The sequence below is a fragment of the Maritimibacter dapengensis genome, assembly GCF_019218265.1.
Classification (GTDB): domain Bacteria; phylum Pseudomonadota; class Alphaproteobacteria; order Rhodobacterales; family Rhodobacteraceae; genus Maritimibacter; species Maritimibacter dapengensis.
Genome location: NZ_JAHUZE010000001.1, coordinates 398,514 through 415,524, shown reverse-complemented (window position 1 = coordinate 415,524; position 17,011 = coordinate 398,514). Strand labels below are relative to the sequence as shown.

The window sequence follows — 17,011 nt, the reverse complement described above, 5'->3', positions numbered from 1 at the left end:
TAAGACATGGCTGAATACGAATACGAAACGCACGAATATGACGTTGTTGTCGTGGGTGCTGGCGGTGCTGGCCTGCGTGCCACATTGGGTATGGCCGAACAGGGGCTGAAGACCGCCTGTGTGACCAAAGTGTTTCCGACGCGCTCGCACACGGTCGCCGCACAAGGCGGAATCGCCGCCTCGCTGTCGAACATGGGTCCGGATAACTGGCAGTGGCACATGTATGACACCGTGAAGGGCTCCGACTGGCTCGGCGACACGGATGCGATGGAATACCTCGCCCGCGAAGCGCCCGCCGCCGTTTATGAGCTCGAGCATTACGGCGTGCCGTTTTCGCGCACCGAAGAAGGCAAAATCTACCAGCGGCCCTTTGGCGGCCACACGACCGAGTTCGGTGAGGGCCCCGCGGTGCAGCGCACCTGCGCCGCCGCCGACCGGACCGGCCACGCGATCCTGCACACGCTTTACGGCCAGTCGCTCAAGAACAACGCAGAGTTCTATATCGAGTATTTCGCTATCGACCTTCTCATGTCGGAGGACGGCAAGTGTGAAGGCGTTCTGTGCTGGAAGCTCGATGACGGCACGATGCACGTTTTCGCTGCCAAGATGGTCGTGCTGGCCACCGGCGGATATGGCCGCGCCTATTTCTCGGCGACCTCCGCCCACACCTGCACCGGCGACGGTGGCGGTATGGTGGCGCGGGCCGGCCTGCCGCTTCAGGACATGGAGTTCGTCCAGTTCCACCCGACCGGTATCTATGGCTCCGGCTGCCTTATCACCGAAGGCGCACGCGGCGAAGGTGGGTATCTCACCAATTCCGAAGGCGAACGGTTCATGGAGCGTTACGCGCCCCAATACAAAGACCTCGCCCCGCGCGACTACGTGTCCCGCTCGATGACCATGGAAATCCGCGAGGGCCGTGGTGTGGGCGAGAACGGCGACCACATCCACCTGAACCTCAGCCACCTGCCTGCCGAAGCGCTCGCCGAACGGCTTCCGGGCATTTCGGAAAGCGCAAAGATCTTTGCAGGCGTGGACGTCACGAAGGAACCGATCCCGGTTCTGCCGACCGTGCATTACAACATGGGCGGTATCCCGACCAACTATTACGGTGAGGTTCTGAACCCGACCAAGGACGATCCAAATGCAGTCGTGCCGGGGCTCATGGCAGTGGGCGAAGCTGGCTGCGCGAGTGTTCATGGTGCGAACCGGCTCGGGTCCAACTCGCTGATCGACCTTGTCGTGTTCGGCCGGGCCGCCGCCATCCGCGCGGGCGACGTGGTCGACCGCAACAGTTCCGTGCCGACGCCGCGTGTTTCGGAAATCGACAAGGCTCTCGAGCGGTTCGACGGTCTGCGCAACGCCAGCGGTGGCACGCCCACCGCCGATCTTCGCCTAGAAATGCAACGCACGATGCAGGAAGACGCAGCGGTGTTCCGCACTGACGAAACCCTCAAAGCCGGCGTCGCCAAAATGACCGACATCGCCGCCAAGCTGGACCATCTCAAAGTGACCGACCGCAGCCTCGTGTGGAACTCGGACCTGATGGAAACGCTGGAACTGACGAACCTCATGCCCAACGCGCTTGCCACCATCACCGGCGCCGAAGCGCGTAAGGAAAGCCGGGGCGCGCATGCGTCCGAGGATCATTCCTCGCGCGACGACGACGAATGGCGCAAGCACACCATCGCACGTGTCGAAGGCAACAAGGTGGCGTTGAGCTATCGCCCGGTGATCCTCGACCCGCTGACGACCGAAGATGCAGGCGGCATCGCGTTGAAGAAGATTGCACCGAAGGCCCGCACGTTCTGATGCGCAATGTCCTCGGACATACCCCAGGGTGCGCTGGTCCACAGGTCTCGGAAAAGCCACGTTTGAAGGCAATTTCCGCCGTATTCTGCTGCAATACCCCTATGTTGCGGGGCTCCATGACGGGGCCTCGTGGGGTGCGGTGGACCGACGCGGCGGTCGCCGCGCACGTTTCGGCCTGCTGCTTGGGTCGGAACGGCGACCTGTTACAAACCCGTCGTCGAGGGATTGACGGGCACGGTCGTTTCACTCCTGTCAGGTCCGCGTATGAAACGAGGACGTCAAGACATGAAACGTGTCATCATTCTTCCCCTCGCGCTGCTCGCCCTGAGCGCGCCGGCCCTCGCCTACGACTCGTCCGAGCCGGAAGCGGATCGTGCCGAAGCCAAGGCAACTTTCCTCGCGGAACTGGATTCGAAACAGTTCCTCGCGGAATCGGAGCGCGAGGAATTCGCGGTCTGCGTTACGGCGCGTATGACGACTACCGAAATCGACTACTTCAACGCAGCCGGCTCCAGCGAGGAGCGGGAGAGCGTGATCCGCAATGTCGCCGACCAGGATGGTCTGCGCGCCTGCGACACGTCGGTCCAGCAGCAGCCGCAAGGCTGATCGCAACTGCGGTCTGCCCAGGCGGCCGCGACAGCGAAGAAAACCTCGCCTCGCGGACACAATCCGCGAGCGCGCGCCTTTGCATTGGTGCGACGAGACCCCACGCAACAGCCTGTGGGGCGCTTTCGCGTGTCTCACACAAGCCAACAGGAGGCGACCGATGGTCCAGCTGACCCTTCCCAAGAACTCCAAAATTCGCACGGGCAAGACATGGCCGAAGCCCGAGGGCGCGACCAATGTGCGCAAGTTCATGATCTATCGCTGGTCGCCGGACGATGGTGAGAACCCGCGTGTCGACACCTACTTTCTCGACATGGACAAGTGTGGCCCGATGGTTCTGGACGCGCTGATCAAGATCAAGAACGAGATCGACCCCACGCTCACCTTCCGCCGCTCCTGTCGCGAAGGCATCTGCGGCTCCTGCGCGATGAACATCGACGGTCAGAACCACCTCGCGTGCATCTTCGGCATGGACGAAATCCAGGGCGACGTGAAAATCTATCCGCTGCCTCACATGCCCGTGGTGAAGGATCTGATCCCGGATCTCACGCATTTCTACGCCCAGCACGCGTCGATCATGCCGTGGCTTGAAACCAAGACCAATGCGCCTGCGAAAGAGTGGAAGCAGTCGATCGAGGACCGCAAGAAGCTCGATGGCCTTTACGAATGCGTGATGTGCGCATCCTGCTCGGCTTCCTGCCCGAGCTACTGGTGGAACGCAGATCGGTATCTCGGCCCTGCCGCGCTTCTTCACGCCTACCGCTGGATCATCGACTCTCGTGACGAAGCGACCGGCGAACGGCTCGACGACCTCGAGGACCCGTTCAAGCTTTATCGCTGCCACACGATCATGAATTGCGCGCAGACCTGTCCCAAGGGTCTGAACCCGGCCAAGGCGATTGCCGAGGTCAAGAAGATGATGGTGCAGCGCACGATCTGATCCGACGACCGCGCGCGTTGCACGAAGCCCCGCCCGGAATGGTGGGGCTTCGTCATGTGTCGGTTCGTCGGTTTGACAGGGTGAGGCGATTGGTATTTACCCGCGATCAGCGTCTCAGGCAGGGTCCAGACATGTTGAAACGTGCGGTCATTGCCGTGGCCAGAAAAATCGGGCTCCTCGAAGCCGTCGCACTGACGCCGCTGAGCGCGTTGGATTATTTCCAGGGTCGGACATGGTCGCGCGCGGCGCTTGATCGCCGGATGTCCACGAGCAAACGGTTTCACCACGACGCGCTGTTTTCGAACCTCGACAGGCTGGCCGACCAGGATTGTCCCGACCGAAGCAGAATTGCGGCTTTCTACAAAACCTATCGTGACTTCGTGCCGGACCTTAGCGGCCAAGGGTCGTTCGCGCGTCACTACCGCCCGGACCTGAGCCGGCAGGCCGACGTCGCGTACCGAATTTTCAACGGCCGGGACGCGGACCGTTCGGACCGGTTACGCAACCGGATCGACAAACTCTCGCAGCGAGAGACCGAGCCGGCCGATTTCACCGGCTGGCTATTCCTCCACGACCATCTATTCGACCCGGCGATGCCGGAAGGCGCCGTCCTGCCGGACTTGTTCCAGTTCTGGGACCGCGACATTCCCGACGACGTCGCTGCGCTGACCCGAGAATGGCGCGATCTGGTGGGGTCTGATCGCTATCGGCTCTTCGAAGAAGATGAGGCGCGCAGCATCGTGGCCGACGTTCTTGGTGCCGACAGCAAAGCGGTTTGGGACACGATCCCATTGCCCGCCGTGAAAGCCGACCTGTTCCGTCTCGCCCGGCTTTTCCAGAATGGTGGCGTCTATGTCGATGCCGACCTTGGAGCGGGACCCGTGGCGGAGCGGCGTCTCCGCCAGTTGGCGGGACGGGATTTCTATTACCAGCGAACCGACCGGGCTATGCCGACGATCAGCAACATGCTTATCGGGGCGCGACCGGGAACGCCTGTGATCGCCAATGCGCTCGACACGGCCTATGCAAACATTTCGCGTGACCCCAATGGCCATCCACTCGCCCTCGCCGGGCCGGCGATGTTGACGCGTGAGGTATTGACTGCCTCAAAGGCGGATGACAGGTCCATCGCATTGCCGCATCAGATCGTTCGGCGTGACATGATCCGTGGGATGCCGCTGGCCTACAAGAAGACCGATCTGCATTGGATCAAAGCCTACACGAACCAATCGCAAAAGCGTTGAGACCGGTCATTCCCGCGCCCGGAGCACCTGCGCCGGCCGGGCCGAGAGGGGACGCCACGCGAACGCGAGGCCGGTCAGGAGCGTGACGACCACGCCCCCAGTGACAATGGCGATGGCCGAGACCGGCTCGAACACGAAGCCCGTGTCCATCACGAACGTCGATACGGCCCATCCTGCCATACCCCCCGCGAACACGGCGACGACCCCGGCGGCGGCACCGAGGATCACCGAGCGTAGGGCGAAATTGGCAAGGATGCGTGCACGCGGCGCGCCGAGCGTCTTCAACACCGCGGCCTCATATGTCCGCGCACGTTCGCCGGCCAGTGCCGCACCGATCAGCACCACAGCGCCCGTAACCAGCGTGATGAGCGCACCATATGTGATCGCCGCCGCGATGGTTCCCAGAAGCTCCGTCGCCCGCCCGATCGCGTCGCGCACGGAAATCATGGTGATGTTCGGATAGGTACGGGAGATGTCACGCAGGAGGGCAGCCTCCGCCTCTTCCTCGGCATAGATCGTGGCAAGCCAGCTATGCGGCGCACCGGCGAGCGCCGAGGGGTTCATCGCGATTGTGAAATTCATCCCGGCGGATGAGAAGTTCACGTCGCGCAGGGATGCGACGCGCGCGGTGATGTCACGGCCCAGGATGTTCACGGTCATGGTATCGCCGACCGAAAGGCCAATTTCGCCCGCCTCCTCCGCCACGAAGCTGATGAGCGGTTCGCCGTCGTAATCCGCTGGCCACCATTCGCCTGCGGTCAAGCGTGACCTGTCCGGCATCTCTTCGGAATAGGTCACCCCCCGATCACCTTCGACCACCCAATGGTCCCCCGCGACGTCACGTGCAGGGCGACCGTTTATCTCGGTGATCATGCCGCGCAGCATCGGGGCCGCGTCCATCCGGCTGACCCCTGTGTCGGTCGTGACACGATCGCGCACCGCGTCGATCTGGTCAGGCTGGATGTCCACGACGAAAAAGCTTGGCGCGATGTCGGGCAATTCGCGCGCGATAGAGCCGCGCAGATTGTTGTCGACCTGACCCACGGCGGCCAACACCGAAAGCCCGAGGCCAAGCGACAAAACCACGCTTGATGCCTCATTGCCTGGTCCGCCGACCGAGGCGAAAGCCATACGTAGCATGGGACGGCCACGCAGGAAGGGCCGCTTTGCAAGCCCGCGAGACAAGGCACGCACGGCGCGGCCCGCCAGCACGAGCAGCAGGAAGGCAAAGAAAATGCCGAAGGCGGACCAGAGCGCAATCCGGGCCATGTCGGAAAAAAGCGCCGCAGCACCGATCAGAAGCGCGAGGCCAAGTGCGGTGATGAGGATATAGACAGGCCGCGGATAGCCTTCGGGCGCGCCCCGCCCTCGAAACAGCGCGGCGGCACGGACCTCTTCGGTCTTGGCCAGCGGCCAGAGCGTGAAAATGGCCGCAGCGAGTGCACCGTAGAGCGCGGCTTCGGCCATAGGTTCGGGCGAAAAGGTCAACCGTGCGGGAATCGGGAGCGCCGCGCTGATGAGTGGGCCGAAGACCACGGGGATGAGGCCGCCGATGATCAGGCCCAGCGCGATGCCAACGACAGTCAACATCCCGATCTGGAGCGCGTAGGTCAGAAAAATCACGCTCCGCCCTGCTCCCAGCGTCTTCAACGTCGCGATCACTTCGGTTTTCTCGTCGAGATAGGCGCGAACCGCCGCCGAGATGCCGACCCCGCCCACCGCGAGGCCCGCGAGCCCGACCAGCACGAGAAACGATGCCAGCCTGTCCACGAATTCGCTGATGCCCGGTGCGCCGTTTCGCGCATCGCGCCAACGTGGGGCGCTGCCTTCCATTCGCGCCATGACCTGTTGTCGCAGGGCGTCCAGATCGGTTCCCGGTGCGGTCCTCAGGCGGTATTCGCTGTTGAACAAGGTGCCCTCGTTGATCAGGCCCGACGTCGCAAGGTCGTCGATATGGACGATGGTCGGCGGGCCAAAGTCGAAACCGCCTGCTGCGTCGTCAGGCGCGCTTACCAGTCGCGCGGCGAGGCGAAACTCCTGCGTACCGAGCGTGAAGCTGTCGCCGATCTCAAGTTGCAGCCTCTCGGCCAGAAGCGGAGCCATGACCGCACCGGGGATGTCGCCGTCGGGTGCCAGCGCGGCCGCGATGTCGATGTCGGGGTCGAGTTCGGGCGCACCGTATAGGGGCCAGGCGCCGTCCACCGCTTTCACTTGAGTCAAACCCTGATCGTCCGTTCCCGGAACGCGGGCCATGGACCGAAAGTCGATGACCTCGCCAACCTCGTCCGCGACGGTTCGGAGGTATTCGACATCGGCCGGGTCGGCGCGACGGTAGGTCAATTCGACAGAGGCATCCCCGCCGAGCAGAACGGCGCCCTGATCCGAAATGCCCGCCTGGATCGCCTCACGCACCGATCCGACCGCCGCGATTGCTGCGACGCCCAAGGCGAGACAGGCGAGAAAAACGCGAAAACCCTTCACCCCGCCGCGCAATTCCCGGCGCGCGATACGGGCGGCAACGGCGATATCGCTCATGCCAGAGCCCCGTCATGGAGGCCCAGAACCCGGTCACAGCGTTCCGCCAGGTCCTCGGCATGGGTAACGAGCACGAGCGTCGCGCCGTGGCGGTCGCGCAGGCCGAACAGGAGGTCCATGATCGCCGCGCCGGTGGTGCCGTCGAGGTTCCCGGTCGGCTCATCCGCCAACAGGATCTCGGGGCGCGTCACCGCCGCGCGTGCCAGCGCCGTGCGCTGCTGCTCTCCGCCAGACATCTGCGCGGGGTAATGATCGGTTCGGTGATCCAGCCCGACCGAAGCCAGCTCCTCTGCCGCCCTCTCGAACGCGTCCGGCGCACCCGCCAGTTCCAGCGGGGTCGCCACGTTTTCCAACGCCGTCATGGTTGGAATGAGGTGGAAAGACTGGAACACCACCCCCATATGTTTGCGACGAAACCGGGCGAGCGCATCTTCGTCGAGCGGTCCGAGGTCCTGGCCAAGCGCCGTCACGGTCCCGCCCGTCGCGCGCTCCAACCCGCCCATGAGCATGAGGAGCGAAGACTTGCCCGAACCCGACGGCCCCGTGAGCCCAAGCGTTTCCCCGCGTTCTACATCCATGGTGATCCCGCGAAGGATATCGACCGGGCCGGCATTGCCCATCAGGGAGAGCGACACGTCGGTCAGTCGCAGGACGGGGTCGGTCATGAAGCAGGCCTTTCGCAAAATCGTCTCTTGGGCATATGGGTCGCGGCGGACGATATCCAAGTCTTTGTTGATATTCCCTTTCCTTGCGCTGCCGCTACAGGCCGAACCGATCAAATTAATGGCATTTGGCGACTCTCTCGTGCAGGGATACGGGCTGGCGAACGGAGACGGGTTCGTGCCGCAACTTGACCGCTGGCTCGACGCGCAAGGCCGCGACGTCGAAGTCATCAACGGCGGTGTTTCCGGCGAAACGACGGCGGGCGGGTTGAGACGGCTCGACTGGACGATTGGCGACGATGTCGATGCGGTTCTGCTGGCGACCGGCGGCAACGACCTCCTGCGTGGTCTGCCTTTGGACGAGGTCGCAGCGAACCTCGATGAGATCGTGTCGCGTATTCAGGCCCGCGACATCCCGGTGATGCTCGTCGGCTACCGTGCCACAAGCAATTTCGGTGCGGAGTATTCCGAGAGGTTCAACGCTATCTACCCGGAGGTCGCCGAGACCTATGGTGTCGTGTTCCATCCCTATATCTTTCAGGGCATGGCCGACGCGATGGCAGAGGGCCAGATCGACCGCACCAGCGCGTTTCAGTCCGACGGCATCCATCCGAACGCCCAAGGCGTCGCGCTCAACATCGAGGCGATGGGGCCAAAGGTGCTCGACCTTTTGGACCAGGTCACGGCACCCGGAACGTGAGGCTTGCCCAGGCCGAATGCCAGACAGGGCCGGCGTCCGGGTCGTCGTTTCCGGTGTTCTCCATCACGACGCTGTCCACAAGATACGTATGGCCCGGCGTAACCGGCACCGACGCGCGGCCTTCCTGATCGGTCCTGAGCGTCAGGCTTTCGACATTGCCGTCCGGCGCGCGGTCGAAGACTTCGATCTGCGCATCGCGGCGTGGGGCATCGAGGTAGAACACCTGCACCGGCATGCCGCCTGAAAGGTCGTCGGTATACGGGTTCCCACCCGCCACCACTTCAATCTTCAACCCGACACGCGCATCTGATCCCTTGCCAGTGCCTACGGCGACCAGGGACTTGGCATAGCGCGTGTAAGCTTCCCGAAACGCCAGTTCGGGCAAGCCGCGCGCCGCGTGCCGTGCAAGCACGTCTCCCAGATCCTTGTGCGTCACGAATTGCTCGAACAAGGCGCGTTCACGGTACTGAAGGCTGTCCCCGCGCGTTTCATGGACGATGACGGCAAGCCCTTCGCCCTCTACCACCATATCCATTGCGGGCAGGTCGCCCAACCGCCCCTCGACTTCGCGGATACGATCGCCCATCCTTACCTCGAACCGCTCGAACCGAGCGGGAAAATAGCTCTGGCGTGCGCCCGCGAAATCCTGCCCGACTCGAAGTTCGGCCACGATGGGTGAGTCAGGCGCGACTTCGAAGGCGACGGGGTCGATCCAGAATTCATGGGCGAATACCGCCCGGGCGAGGGTAAGGCAGGATATGATCAGCGAGGCGAAAAGCGGTCGGCGCATGGCAGGTCCTGTTTCTGGTCGGGTGCTCACACTGGCGCGTGCGGCTGCAAGGTCAAGTGCCACAATCCTGGCTGTCCTCATTGTGATATGCGCAGGTGCGGCCCACGCGCACGAAATGTCGCCTGCGATCGTCGATGCCGAGGTCGGGCCAGACCGCCTTCGCCTGACCATGATCGTCCAGGGCGAAGCGATGGTGGCCGGCGTGGATCTCGCCGCGATCACCGATACCAACAATTCGCCGCTGGCTGATGCCTATGACCGATTGCGCGCGCTCAGCCCCACCGAGTTCGAAGAGCGATTCCGCAATGCCTGGCCGAAACTCTCACAAGGGCTCGACCTGCAAGCTGGTGAGACCGCGCTGGACCCTGCGCTCACGTCCGTCTCGACCGCCGGTGCGATGGCCGACGACCTTCCGCGCCAGACGCAGATCGTCGTTTCTGCCGCGCTGCCAGACGACGGGACGGACGTCACGGTCGGCTGGGCCTCGCGTTTCGGGCCGATGATCCTGCGCCAGAGCGTAGACGGCCTTGCCGAGGGACAGGACCCCTATTCCGCCTTTCTCGGCCCCGGTCAGGTGTCCGAACCGATGCCGCGTGATGGCACCGCCGTGGTCGGCGGACTGCGAAGTTTTGGCAATTACATATGGCTGGGTTTCACCCATATCCTCCCAAAGGGGCTTGACCATATTCTTTTCGTTCTGGGGCTCTTCTTCTTCTCACGACACCTGAAACCGCTCTTTTTTCAGGTCACGTCCTTCACCGTGGCCCACACCCTCACACTTGCGCTCGCGACACTTGGCATCGTCTCGGTTCCGAGCGCCGTGGTGGAACCCCTGATCGCCGCCTCGATTGCCTTCGTTGCGATCGAGAACATTCTCAGGCCACAGCTGAGCCGCCTGCGAATTGCCGTCGTGTTCGCGTTCGGGTTGCTGCATGGTCTCGGGTTTGCGTCCGTGCTCGGCGAGATCGGATTGTCCCCGGCGCATTTCATCGCCAGCCTCATCGCGTTCAATATCGGGGTCGAACTGGGCCAACTCACGGTCATCCTCTTAGGTTTCTTGACCGTGTCGATCTGGTTTGGCAACAAACCCTGGTATCGTACGCGTGTCGTGATTCCGGCCTCCGCCATGATCGGCCTTATGGGCGCCTGGTGGGCCGTCGAACGAGTGATTCTCTGACTTCCCGTCATCACAAAGCGATTCGATTGGAACAGTAAGGAAAACCTTACCTTTCGTTGCGTCGCATTTTGCAACACGTATACAATTGTGCAGAAGCTGCCCCGACGAGGTCGCCGAACTTTCCCTTACATATTGGAAACGCTTCGGTTTTGAGGCGTTCTCTATCCTTTTTGATAGGTGGTTGCGACAATGAACCTATGCCATTCCTGACAGACCACGCGGACAGTATTGCAGTCAGCGAAGGTTAAAGGGGCGAATTGTGAAAGTTTACGCGGCGACCCAGGACGAGGCGGTCCTCGATCTGGTCAACGAAGCGGTGCAGAGTCTGGGTTGGTGCGAAACTGAACCCGTGTCGCATATGCGCGAGCTCGGCGCGAAGCTCGGGCAGAGCAACGGCGAGATCAAGGTCATCGTCGTGGACTGCGGCCTCATCGAACACCTGAAGGTCGCGACGGAATTGGCGACTCTGGCGAGAATGGCACCCGGCACACGGATCTTCGCCTTGCTCGACCAGACAGGCGGCGTTCGCCACGCCGAGCAACTTGTCGCCGCGGGTGCCGCAGCCAGTGTCTCCCGAAGCGTTACAACAGATCAGCTTCGCGAACTCCTCAAACTGGTCGACGAAGGCATGACCGTTTCAGCCATCGAGACGAACGACGAGGGGCGCACCGAGCTTCCAAGAGAGAAGCTTTCGGTCCGGGAACTTCAGGTGCTTCATGGTATCTGCTGCGGGCTTCAGAACAAGGAAATCGCACATGGCTTCCGTATCAAGGAAGTGACCGTGAAGATGCATGTGCGCGGGATCATCCGCAAACTCGAGGCGCGCAATCGGACCCATGCGGCAATGCTCGCACGGGATCGGGGTCTCGTCGTGTGCGACGAAAGCTCGTTCCCTGCGGGTCGTCAGTAATCCCGTTCGAAATAAATCCCGAGTGACGTGTTTCCATCCGTGCCGACGGAGCCGCGCGCCGTCAGGTTGTCTGTCACATCGAGGTTGATCGTCACCTCGGCTTGCCCGTCTGCTCCGACCTGAACCCCGGTATAGATGTTGTCAGAGATATAGGCGCCGGCCGTCACACCGAGATTACCCTCTTCGTCCGACGCGACGTCCAGATCCGCAAGCCCCAGACCACCACGGATGTTGCCCATCACACCGCCACCGGAACGCCCGGAGAGGGTCGCGACGCCATTGGCGAGACGAAGGGCCTGAAGCGGCGAGATTTCTGCAACCGACCTCCCGAACACCAGCCGCGCGAGAATTTCGTCCTCGGGCAGATCGGGCGATGACGTGAACGACACTTCCGGGTTGCTGGCCGGTCCGTCAATTGCGATCCGAATGGACACGTCCTCGACATTGGTCACCGCCGCGACCTGGATGAAGGGATCGAAATCGCCTTGCAGCGTTGCACTCGCCTCCGTCAGGTCGAGCCGATTGCCGAGCAGGTCCAGCCGGCCGCGGATCAGGCTCAGCCCGCCCTGCGGCACGACATTCGCCGTGGTCCCGCCTATCACGAGGCTCCCGCCCAGTTCAGCGTCAAGCCCGCGTCCCCGGATGAAGACCTGGTTGGGCGCGTTGATGACGATGTCGAGCGGATAAGCCACACCTGCCCCACCACCCGTTCTGCCGCCCGTTTCGACCTTGTTCGCAAAGCCACGAGTGGCGCGCACGGCACGAGGTTCGTTGACATGAACCAGTCCGTCGACATTGCCATTGAAGGCAAAGCCCGAACTCGGGATGCGGATTTCCACGAGACCGGTGTTCAACGTGCCAGCGATACGCGCGCCGCCTGTGAGCGGGCCCTGAACCGTCAATTGTCCATTCACCTGCGTGTCGTAGAGAGACGGATCGGTCAGCCCGACATTGTCCAGCCGGATCGTCAGTCCGGCGTCATAACCGCGGGAAAGCCCGACCGGCCCCGCGACTTCGACACGCCCGCCCGATGAAACGGCGCCCGCCGCCTCGATCCGCGCCTGACCGTTTCCGAGGGTGACGTTCGCCTGAACCGGGCCCAGAGCGACCGCCGCAGAGGGCACCGCCGCTCTTAGAGTCGAGGTCGTCACGCGGCCCGACAGCGATCCGAGCTCAAGTGGACCGTTCAAAGCCAGATCGAATGCCGCACGACCCGAGAGTTCAGCGCCGGATATGAACCCATTGGCAAGTGCAAGCGGCATGTCCCCATTCAGTGAGAGGTTCGCACGTGACGCGTCGCCCGCGACAGTCCCGTCGACGTTCACGCTCAGCCCCGCAGGTCCGCTCCCGCTTATGTCGATGCGGTAGTCCTCGCCGGTCAAGATCGCCGTGCCGCCTGCGGAAAACGCGCCTCCGAGGTTTGGAACGAAGATACCAATGTCGGCGAGGCGCGCGTCGAACTGCACTTCGCTCTGGTCGCCGGAACCGCTCCCCGTCGCGGTCGCCGTGACAACCGGCGTGGAGAGATCGAGGTTGTCGACAAAAAGCGTTCCGTCCTCGTCGCGCCGTGCGGTCAACGCAACGTTGGCGGTCCCACGAAGAAGCTGATCCAGATTGCCAAGTGCAAGGCTGAGGTTGCGGGTTTCGGCATCGAGCGAAAGCGTCAGGGCTTCCGAGCGCAGATCGCCTGCGACGCGCGCCGTTACGTCACCACCCCCCGCGAGCGAGCGACCTGCAAGCCCGGAGTATGGCGCAAAGCTTTCGGCTGCGGCGACGACCTGTGCCGTGACCGGACCGAACCCGTCATCCGTCGATTGTGCGGTCCCGTCAAACCGTGCAGTCAGACCACCGGGGCCGGTCGCCGTCCCGTCCACGGTCCAGTCTCCCGCCGCGGAAACCGCCGTGATGTCAGCGGTCACGGCACCGACCAATTGCGGGTCCAGTCGGGTGCCGTCCGGGAGATCAAGGTCCAATGCGATCCGGCTTGCATCGCTGGCCAGTGTGCCCGAGGCGATCGCCGTAACGCCGGCCCCGGTCAGCCGAGCTTCCCGAATGGTCGTGCCGGTTTCATCGCGTTCCGCCGCCACGAAAATACGGTTCTGCCCCGAAAACAGGCCGTCGATCCGGTCGATGCCAAGGTCGAAATCCTGCGTCGTTCCGTCAATCTCGATGTCGAAGGGACCACCCGGCACCGCAACATTGCCCGTGATGCTCACATCCGCCGCGCCCGCGATGTCCTGCCCGGCGAGGTCCGCGAAACGGGCAAGGTTTTCTGCCGACAGGTTCAGGTCCAGATCGGCCAGAAGATCGAGCTGTTCCACGACGGTGTCCAGCGTAATGGCACCGGTCAGCCCGTAGTCGGCCCCGGACAAGGCAAGGTCGCTGATCTGAAGCGGTGTGCCGCTACCACGCGAGAAGGCAAATCCACCCGAAAGTGCCGGCCCGATGGCTTGCGCGAGGGCAGCTTCACGCGGCTTCAGATCCGTCGCCTGCATGGTGATGCGTCCGTCGACGCTTGGGGGCGTATCCCCACCGCCGGGCTCGAGCGTTCCCGCGCCCGACAACGTCACTTCGCCGACACGCGTCCCGTCACGCACGAAATCGCTGGCAGCGACATTCGCGGTCCACCCAGAATCTCGCAGCGTGTCGTAGTCGAACGAAATCTCGGCCCGTGCCAGGGTCGACCTCGGACCAGACACCGGAAGAACCACCGGCGTCCCGTCCGCGCTGGCGAGCGTGCCGGTGATATCCGCGTTCTCCGGCCAGCCCTCGGCATTGAGCGCCGCGTTCCCTCGAAGTTCGAGCGCATCGGTGCGCAGGAACAGGTCGCCGACCTGAATGGCACCGTTCGGGAACCGCGCGGCTTCGAGGTGGAGCAAGGATTCTCCCCCAAAGAACCGCTGGTAGTCCTCTTCGAAGAGCGGCCTCAGATCACCCGCGATATTCGCCGTGAGCTGCATCTGCGATCCGGTTTGCTCGGTCTCCGTCTCAGGACGATCCACTGCAAGCTCGACCTGCCCCGCAAGCCGGTCTTCCCCGTCCGTGGACAGCACGATATTGGCCATGAAGTCACTGATCGGGTCGCTGCCTTCCACGACGAGGTCGATGGCCGGTGCGCCCGGAAGCCCCAGAACGGTCGCGGCGATACCGCCCTCCCCCTCGGACAGGACAAGGTCAAGGTCGAGCAGTTCCGTCTCGTTCGAGAACGACCCCGACAACGTGAACGCACCGTCCTTGCCGTCGATCCGGGTCAGACCGAAATCTGCACTTCCTTCGCCATTTGCGAGCGCCGCCGATCCGTCGAGCCTCATCTCGACCTCTTCGCCAAGGACCGGCGCTCCCAGTTTGAGGCTCTCGGTCGAAATCTCACCGATACGGATCGCGACAGGTAATTCCGGCAACGTGAAATCGGACGCTTCCGTCTCCGGGACGGGCGCCGCTTCATCGTCCCCTCCAGGAAGGCGCGCCAATTCAATTTCGGCCGCGGTCAAACGGTTGATCTCGATCCGCCGGTCGAGCACCGCCGACCTGGTCCAGTCCAGCGTGATATCCGTCAGCGTCAACCAGATCCCGTCATCGTCGGCGATCTCAAGCCGTTGCATGGTCGCTTCCGACGATAGCGCCCCGCGAAACCCGGTGACGGTAACATCGCGCCCGGCGCCCGATAGCGTGTCCTGAAGCCAGGATTCCAGCCGGGACTTATCCTCTTCCTCCGAAGGGGTATCCTGCGCTGTGGCAGGCAGGGCGATGGCGACAAGGGCGAGAAGAGCAATGACGAAACGCATCAGAAGCTTTGACCGATTCCGATATAGAGCTGAACACGATTGAGCAGGCTTCCACCCGGACCGTTGGTGACCGGAAGCCCCACATCGAAGCGGATGGGACCAAGGCCGGTGTCATAGCGAACACCCACACCCGCGCCCGAATGCCAGGTGTTCACCGGGTCGAAGAACCCGCTCGCCCCGAGATACCCGACATCGAAGAACCCGACGAGCCCGATCTTGTCGGTCGCATCGTATCGGACTTCGAATTGCGCACCCACGAAGGCCTGGCCACCAATCCGGTCGCCGCCCCCCGCCGGGAAGGCGAGCGATTGATAGGGTTGTCCGCGGACCGTGCCACCACCACCGGAGTAAAACAGGTATTCCGGGTGCGTCGAGGTTGCGGGCTGGCCGACCACGGTGCCGATCTGGAACCGGGCTGCGAGTGTGACCACGTCGTCTTCGCCGAAGCTGGTATACACACGCCCGTCCAACATGCCCCAGACACCCGGCCCGGCGTTGAGGTCGTAGTGAGGCTCCAGCTCCGCGCCGATATAGTAACCGCGGGTGGCATCGAGCGGATCGTCGCGCCTGTCGAAGGTCACAGACGCTGGCAGCTTCAGGATCGAAAAGGTGCGTGTGCCCTGACTGTCCGTGACCCGCGACCACATGTAGCCAAACCCGATTTCGCCTTCGAGATCATCGGTGAAATACCGATGGACACCCACGCCCGCCTCGCCCTGGTAGGCCGAGAAGGTCGGTTCCCGCAGGTAGGCAGCTTCGGCCATGACATACGCATCCGTATCGGTTCCGAATGCGGCCGGAATGTCGAGCCGCGCCCCCACCTCCACATCGAGATTGCCAAGGTTCGGGGTCAGCCCGGAAACCGCGCCGTCGACCCGAAACCGCTCGGCACCGCCCAGAAGGTTTCGATGCATCCAGAACGCCGACAGCCCGGCCCCCTCGAGCGACGAGACTTCGGCCCCGAAGCCGAAACGGCGGGGCTTCATGTCGTCGATCGCCAATTCGATATCCATCGTCCCGTCGGGCTTCAGCGGTCCTTCGCGCAATACCACCGACGCGAAAGCGCCGGTTCGGCGCAGACGCTCCGCAGAACGGTCGAGCGCCTCGGGTGAGAACACCTCGCCCGTCGGAAGGCCCGCGATGCGCTGGATGCGTGTGGCCCGCACATAAGACGGCGTCACCTGTCGCAGCGTGCCCAACCTGACCACCGGACCCGGCGCAAGACCGATCCGTGCGTTCATCGTACCCGTGGCGTGGTCCGCAACGAGGCTCTGGTCCGAGACCTCGGCTTTCGCACGTCCCCGGTTTCGCCATGCCTCGACCCCATCCGCCGCGGCATTCCGGATAACGGTGGCCCGTGCAGGTTCTCCGCGTTCGAAGCCGTCGGTCGGCTCTGCACCACGCGGGAGTGGAACGACGCGGGCCTCGCCAAAGACGAACTGCCGGCCCGGGTCGACATTGACCGTGATGCGGCGGATGTCGCGTGGAATACGGTAGGTCGGGATGTTCGCCGCCTCTCGCCCGTCGACGTTCACCCGGACCACGGGGCCGTAATACCCCAAGCCGTAAAGCGCATTTACGAGACGTTCGTATTCGGCACGCGCGGCCGCGATCAGGTCGCGTGAATTTGTGCGCCCTTCAGCCTCGGCGGCAACGAGAAGCGAAGCCCCTTCAAGCTCTTTCTCGATCGCACGATCGTCGCCCGTGACGTTGAATTGCAGCTCGTCGAGCGCCATTGCGGGATGCGCCAACATGACAGCCACGACCGCAAGAACGCGTGGCAAGTGGCGATTTCCCTGTACTCCAAAACCCATACTTCGCGACCCCCAGGTTCGCGTTTCACCTTTTGA

12 protein-coding genes are annotated in these 17,011 nt (G+C 63.2%); 7 read left to right on the top strand and 5 right to left on the bottom strand.

What is annotated here, in order from left to right; all coding sequences use genetic code 11:
• Positions 1–6: 6 nt before the first annotated feature.
• The 4 genes from sdhA to KJP28_RS02070 all read left to right on the top strand — a co-directional run bounded on the left by sdhA (position 7) and on the right by KJP28_RS02070 (position 4,602).
• Positions 7–1,812 carry a succinate dehydrogenase flavoprotein subunit gene (sdhA, locus tag KJP28_RS02085; protein WP_218390570.1) on the top strand — a complete coding sequence of 602 codons (1,806 nt, stop codon included), beginning with the start codon at positions 7–9 and terminating at the stop codon, positions 1,810–1,812.
• A gap of 285 nt (positions 1,813–2,097) precedes the next feature.
• The gene (locus KJP28_RS02080; protein WP_218390569.1) at positions 2,098–2,418 is read left to right on the top strand and encodes a hypothetical protein; all 321 of its coding nucleotides are present in this window, start codon (positions 2,098–2,100) and stop codon (positions 2,416–2,418) included.
• Positions 2,419–2,578: 160 nt separating this feature from the next.
• A complete protein-coding gene (locus tag KJP28_RS02075; RefSeq protein WP_218390568.1) occupies positions 2,579–3,358 on the top strand; it encodes a succinate dehydrogenase iron-sulfur subunit in 780 nt (259 codons plus the stop codon).
• 131 nt (positions 3,359–3,489) lie between these two features.
• On the top strand, positions 3,490–4,602 hold the full coding sequence (locus tag KJP28_RS02070; protein ID WP_218390567.1) for a glycosyltransferase: 1,113 nt from the start codon (positions 3,490–3,492) through the stop codon (positions 4,600–4,602).
• A gap of 6 nt (positions 4,603–4,608) precedes the next feature.
• On the opposite strand, the gene KJP28_RS02065 is transcribed toward KJP28_RS02070, so the two are convergent.
• Both KJP28_RS02065 and KJP28_RS02060 read right to left on the bottom strand, forming a co-directional pair.
• Entirely contained in the window at positions 4,609–7,137 is a 2,529-nt protein-coding gene (locus tag KJP28_RS02065) for an ABC transporter permease (RefSeq protein ID WP_218390566.1), read from the bottom strand.
• The gene (locus tag KJP28_RS02060; RefSeq protein ID WP_218390565.1) at positions 7,134–7,802 is read right to left on the bottom strand and encodes an ABC transporter ATP-binding protein; all 669 of its coding nucleotides are present in this window, start codon (positions 7,800–7,802) and stop codon (positions 7,134–7,136) included. The genes KJP28_RS02065 and KJP28_RS02060 overlap by 4 nt, the downstream gene beginning before the upstream one ends.
• A gap of 118 nt (positions 7,803–7,920) precedes the next feature.
• Between KJP28_RS02060 and KJP28_RS02055 the strand changes: the two genes are divergently transcribed.
• Positions 7,921–8,499, top strand: coding sequence for an arylesterase (locus tag KJP28_RS02055; protein ID WP_255552154.1), 579 nt, complete (start codon positions 7,921–7,923; stop codon positions 8,497–8,499).
• Here KJP28_RS02055 and KJP28_RS02050 read toward each other — a convergent pair.
• On the bottom strand, positions 8,480–9,289 hold the full coding sequence (locus KJP28_RS02050; RefSeq protein ID WP_218390563.1) for a DUF4198 domain-containing protein: 810 nt from the start codon (positions 9,287–9,289) through the stop codon (positions 8,480–8,482). The genes KJP28_RS02055 and KJP28_RS02050 overlap by 20 nt on opposite strands.
• Before the next feature lie 115 nt (positions 9,290–9,404).
• On the opposite strand from KJP28_RS02050, the gene KJP28_RS02045 reads away from it, so the two are divergent.
• Together KJP28_RS02045 and KJP28_RS02040 are read left to right on the top strand one after the other, a co-directional pair.
• Positions 9,405–10,466 (top strand): HupE/UreJ family protein, encoded by a 1,062-nt coding sequence (locus tag KJP28_RS02045; protein WP_255552153.1) that lies wholly within the window; start codon positions 9,405–9,407, stop codon positions 10,464–10,466.
• Between the two features lie 259 nt (positions 10,467–10,725).
• Positions 10,726–11,376 (top strand): LuxR C-terminal-related transcriptional regulator, encoded by a 651-nt coding sequence (locus tag KJP28_RS02040; RefSeq protein WP_336245285.1) that lies wholly within the window; start codon positions 10,726–10,728, stop codon positions 11,374–11,376.
• Here the strand turns inward: KJP28_RS02040 and KJP28_RS02035 are convergent.
• The gene (locus tag KJP28_RS02035; RefSeq protein WP_218390561.1) at positions 11,370–15,161 is read right to left on the bottom strand and encodes a translocation/assembly module TamB domain-containing protein; all 3,792 of its coding nucleotides are present in this window, start codon (positions 15,159–15,161) and stop codon (positions 11,370–11,372) included. The two genes, KJP28_RS02040 and KJP28_RS02035, sit on opposite strands and share 7 nt — an antisense overlap.
• On the bottom strand, positions 15,161–16,945 hold the full coding sequence (locus KJP28_RS02030; RefSeq protein WP_218390560.1) for an autotransporter assembly complex protein TamA: 1,785 nt from the start codon (positions 16,943–16,945) through the stop codon (positions 15,161–15,163). The genes KJP28_RS02035 and KJP28_RS02030 overlap by 1 nt, the downstream gene beginning before the upstream one ends.
• Positions 16,946–17,011: the final 66 nt, after the last annotated feature.

Coding starts and splice junctions, on each gene's coding strand:
- KJP28_RS02060 (WP_218390565.1), bottom strand. CDS start 7,802: ATGACCGACCCCGTCCTGCGACTGACCGACGTGTCGCTCTCCCTGATG.
- KJP28_RS02055 (WP_255552154.1), top strand. CDS start 7,921: ATGGCATTTGGCGACTCTCTCGTGCAGGGATACGGGCTGGCGAACGGA.
- KJP28_RS02035 (WP_218390561.1), bottom strand. CDS start 15,161: ATGCGTTTCGTCATTGCTCTTCTCGCCCTTGTCGCCATCGCCCTGCCT.
- KJP28_RS02065 (WP_218390566.1), bottom strand. CDS start 7,137: ATGAGCGATATCGCCGTTGCCGCCCGTATCGCGCGCCGGGAATTGCGC.
- sdhA (WP_218390570.1), top strand. CDS start 7: ATGGCTGAATACGAATACGAAACGCACGAATATGACGTTGTTGTCGTG.
- KJP28_RS02070 (WP_218390567.1), top strand. CDS start 3,490: ATGTTGAAACGTGCGGTCATTGCCGTGGCCAGAAAAATCGGGCTCCTC.
- KJP28_RS02080 (WP_218390569.1), top strand. CDS start 2,098: ATGAAACGTGTCATCATTCTTCCCCTCGCGCTGCTCGCCCTGAGCGCG.
- KJP28_RS02050 (WP_218390563.1), bottom strand. CDS start 9,289: ATGCGCCGACCGCTTTTCGCCTCGCTGATCATATCCTGCCTTACCCTC.
- KJP28_RS02045 (WP_255552153.1), top strand. CDS start 9,405: ATGTCGCCTGCGATCGTCGATGCCGAGGTCGGGCCAGACCGCCTTCGC.
- KJP28_RS02075 (WP_218390568.1), top strand. CDS start 2,579: ATGGTCCAGCTGACCCTTCCCAAGAACTCCAAAATTCGCACGGGCAAG.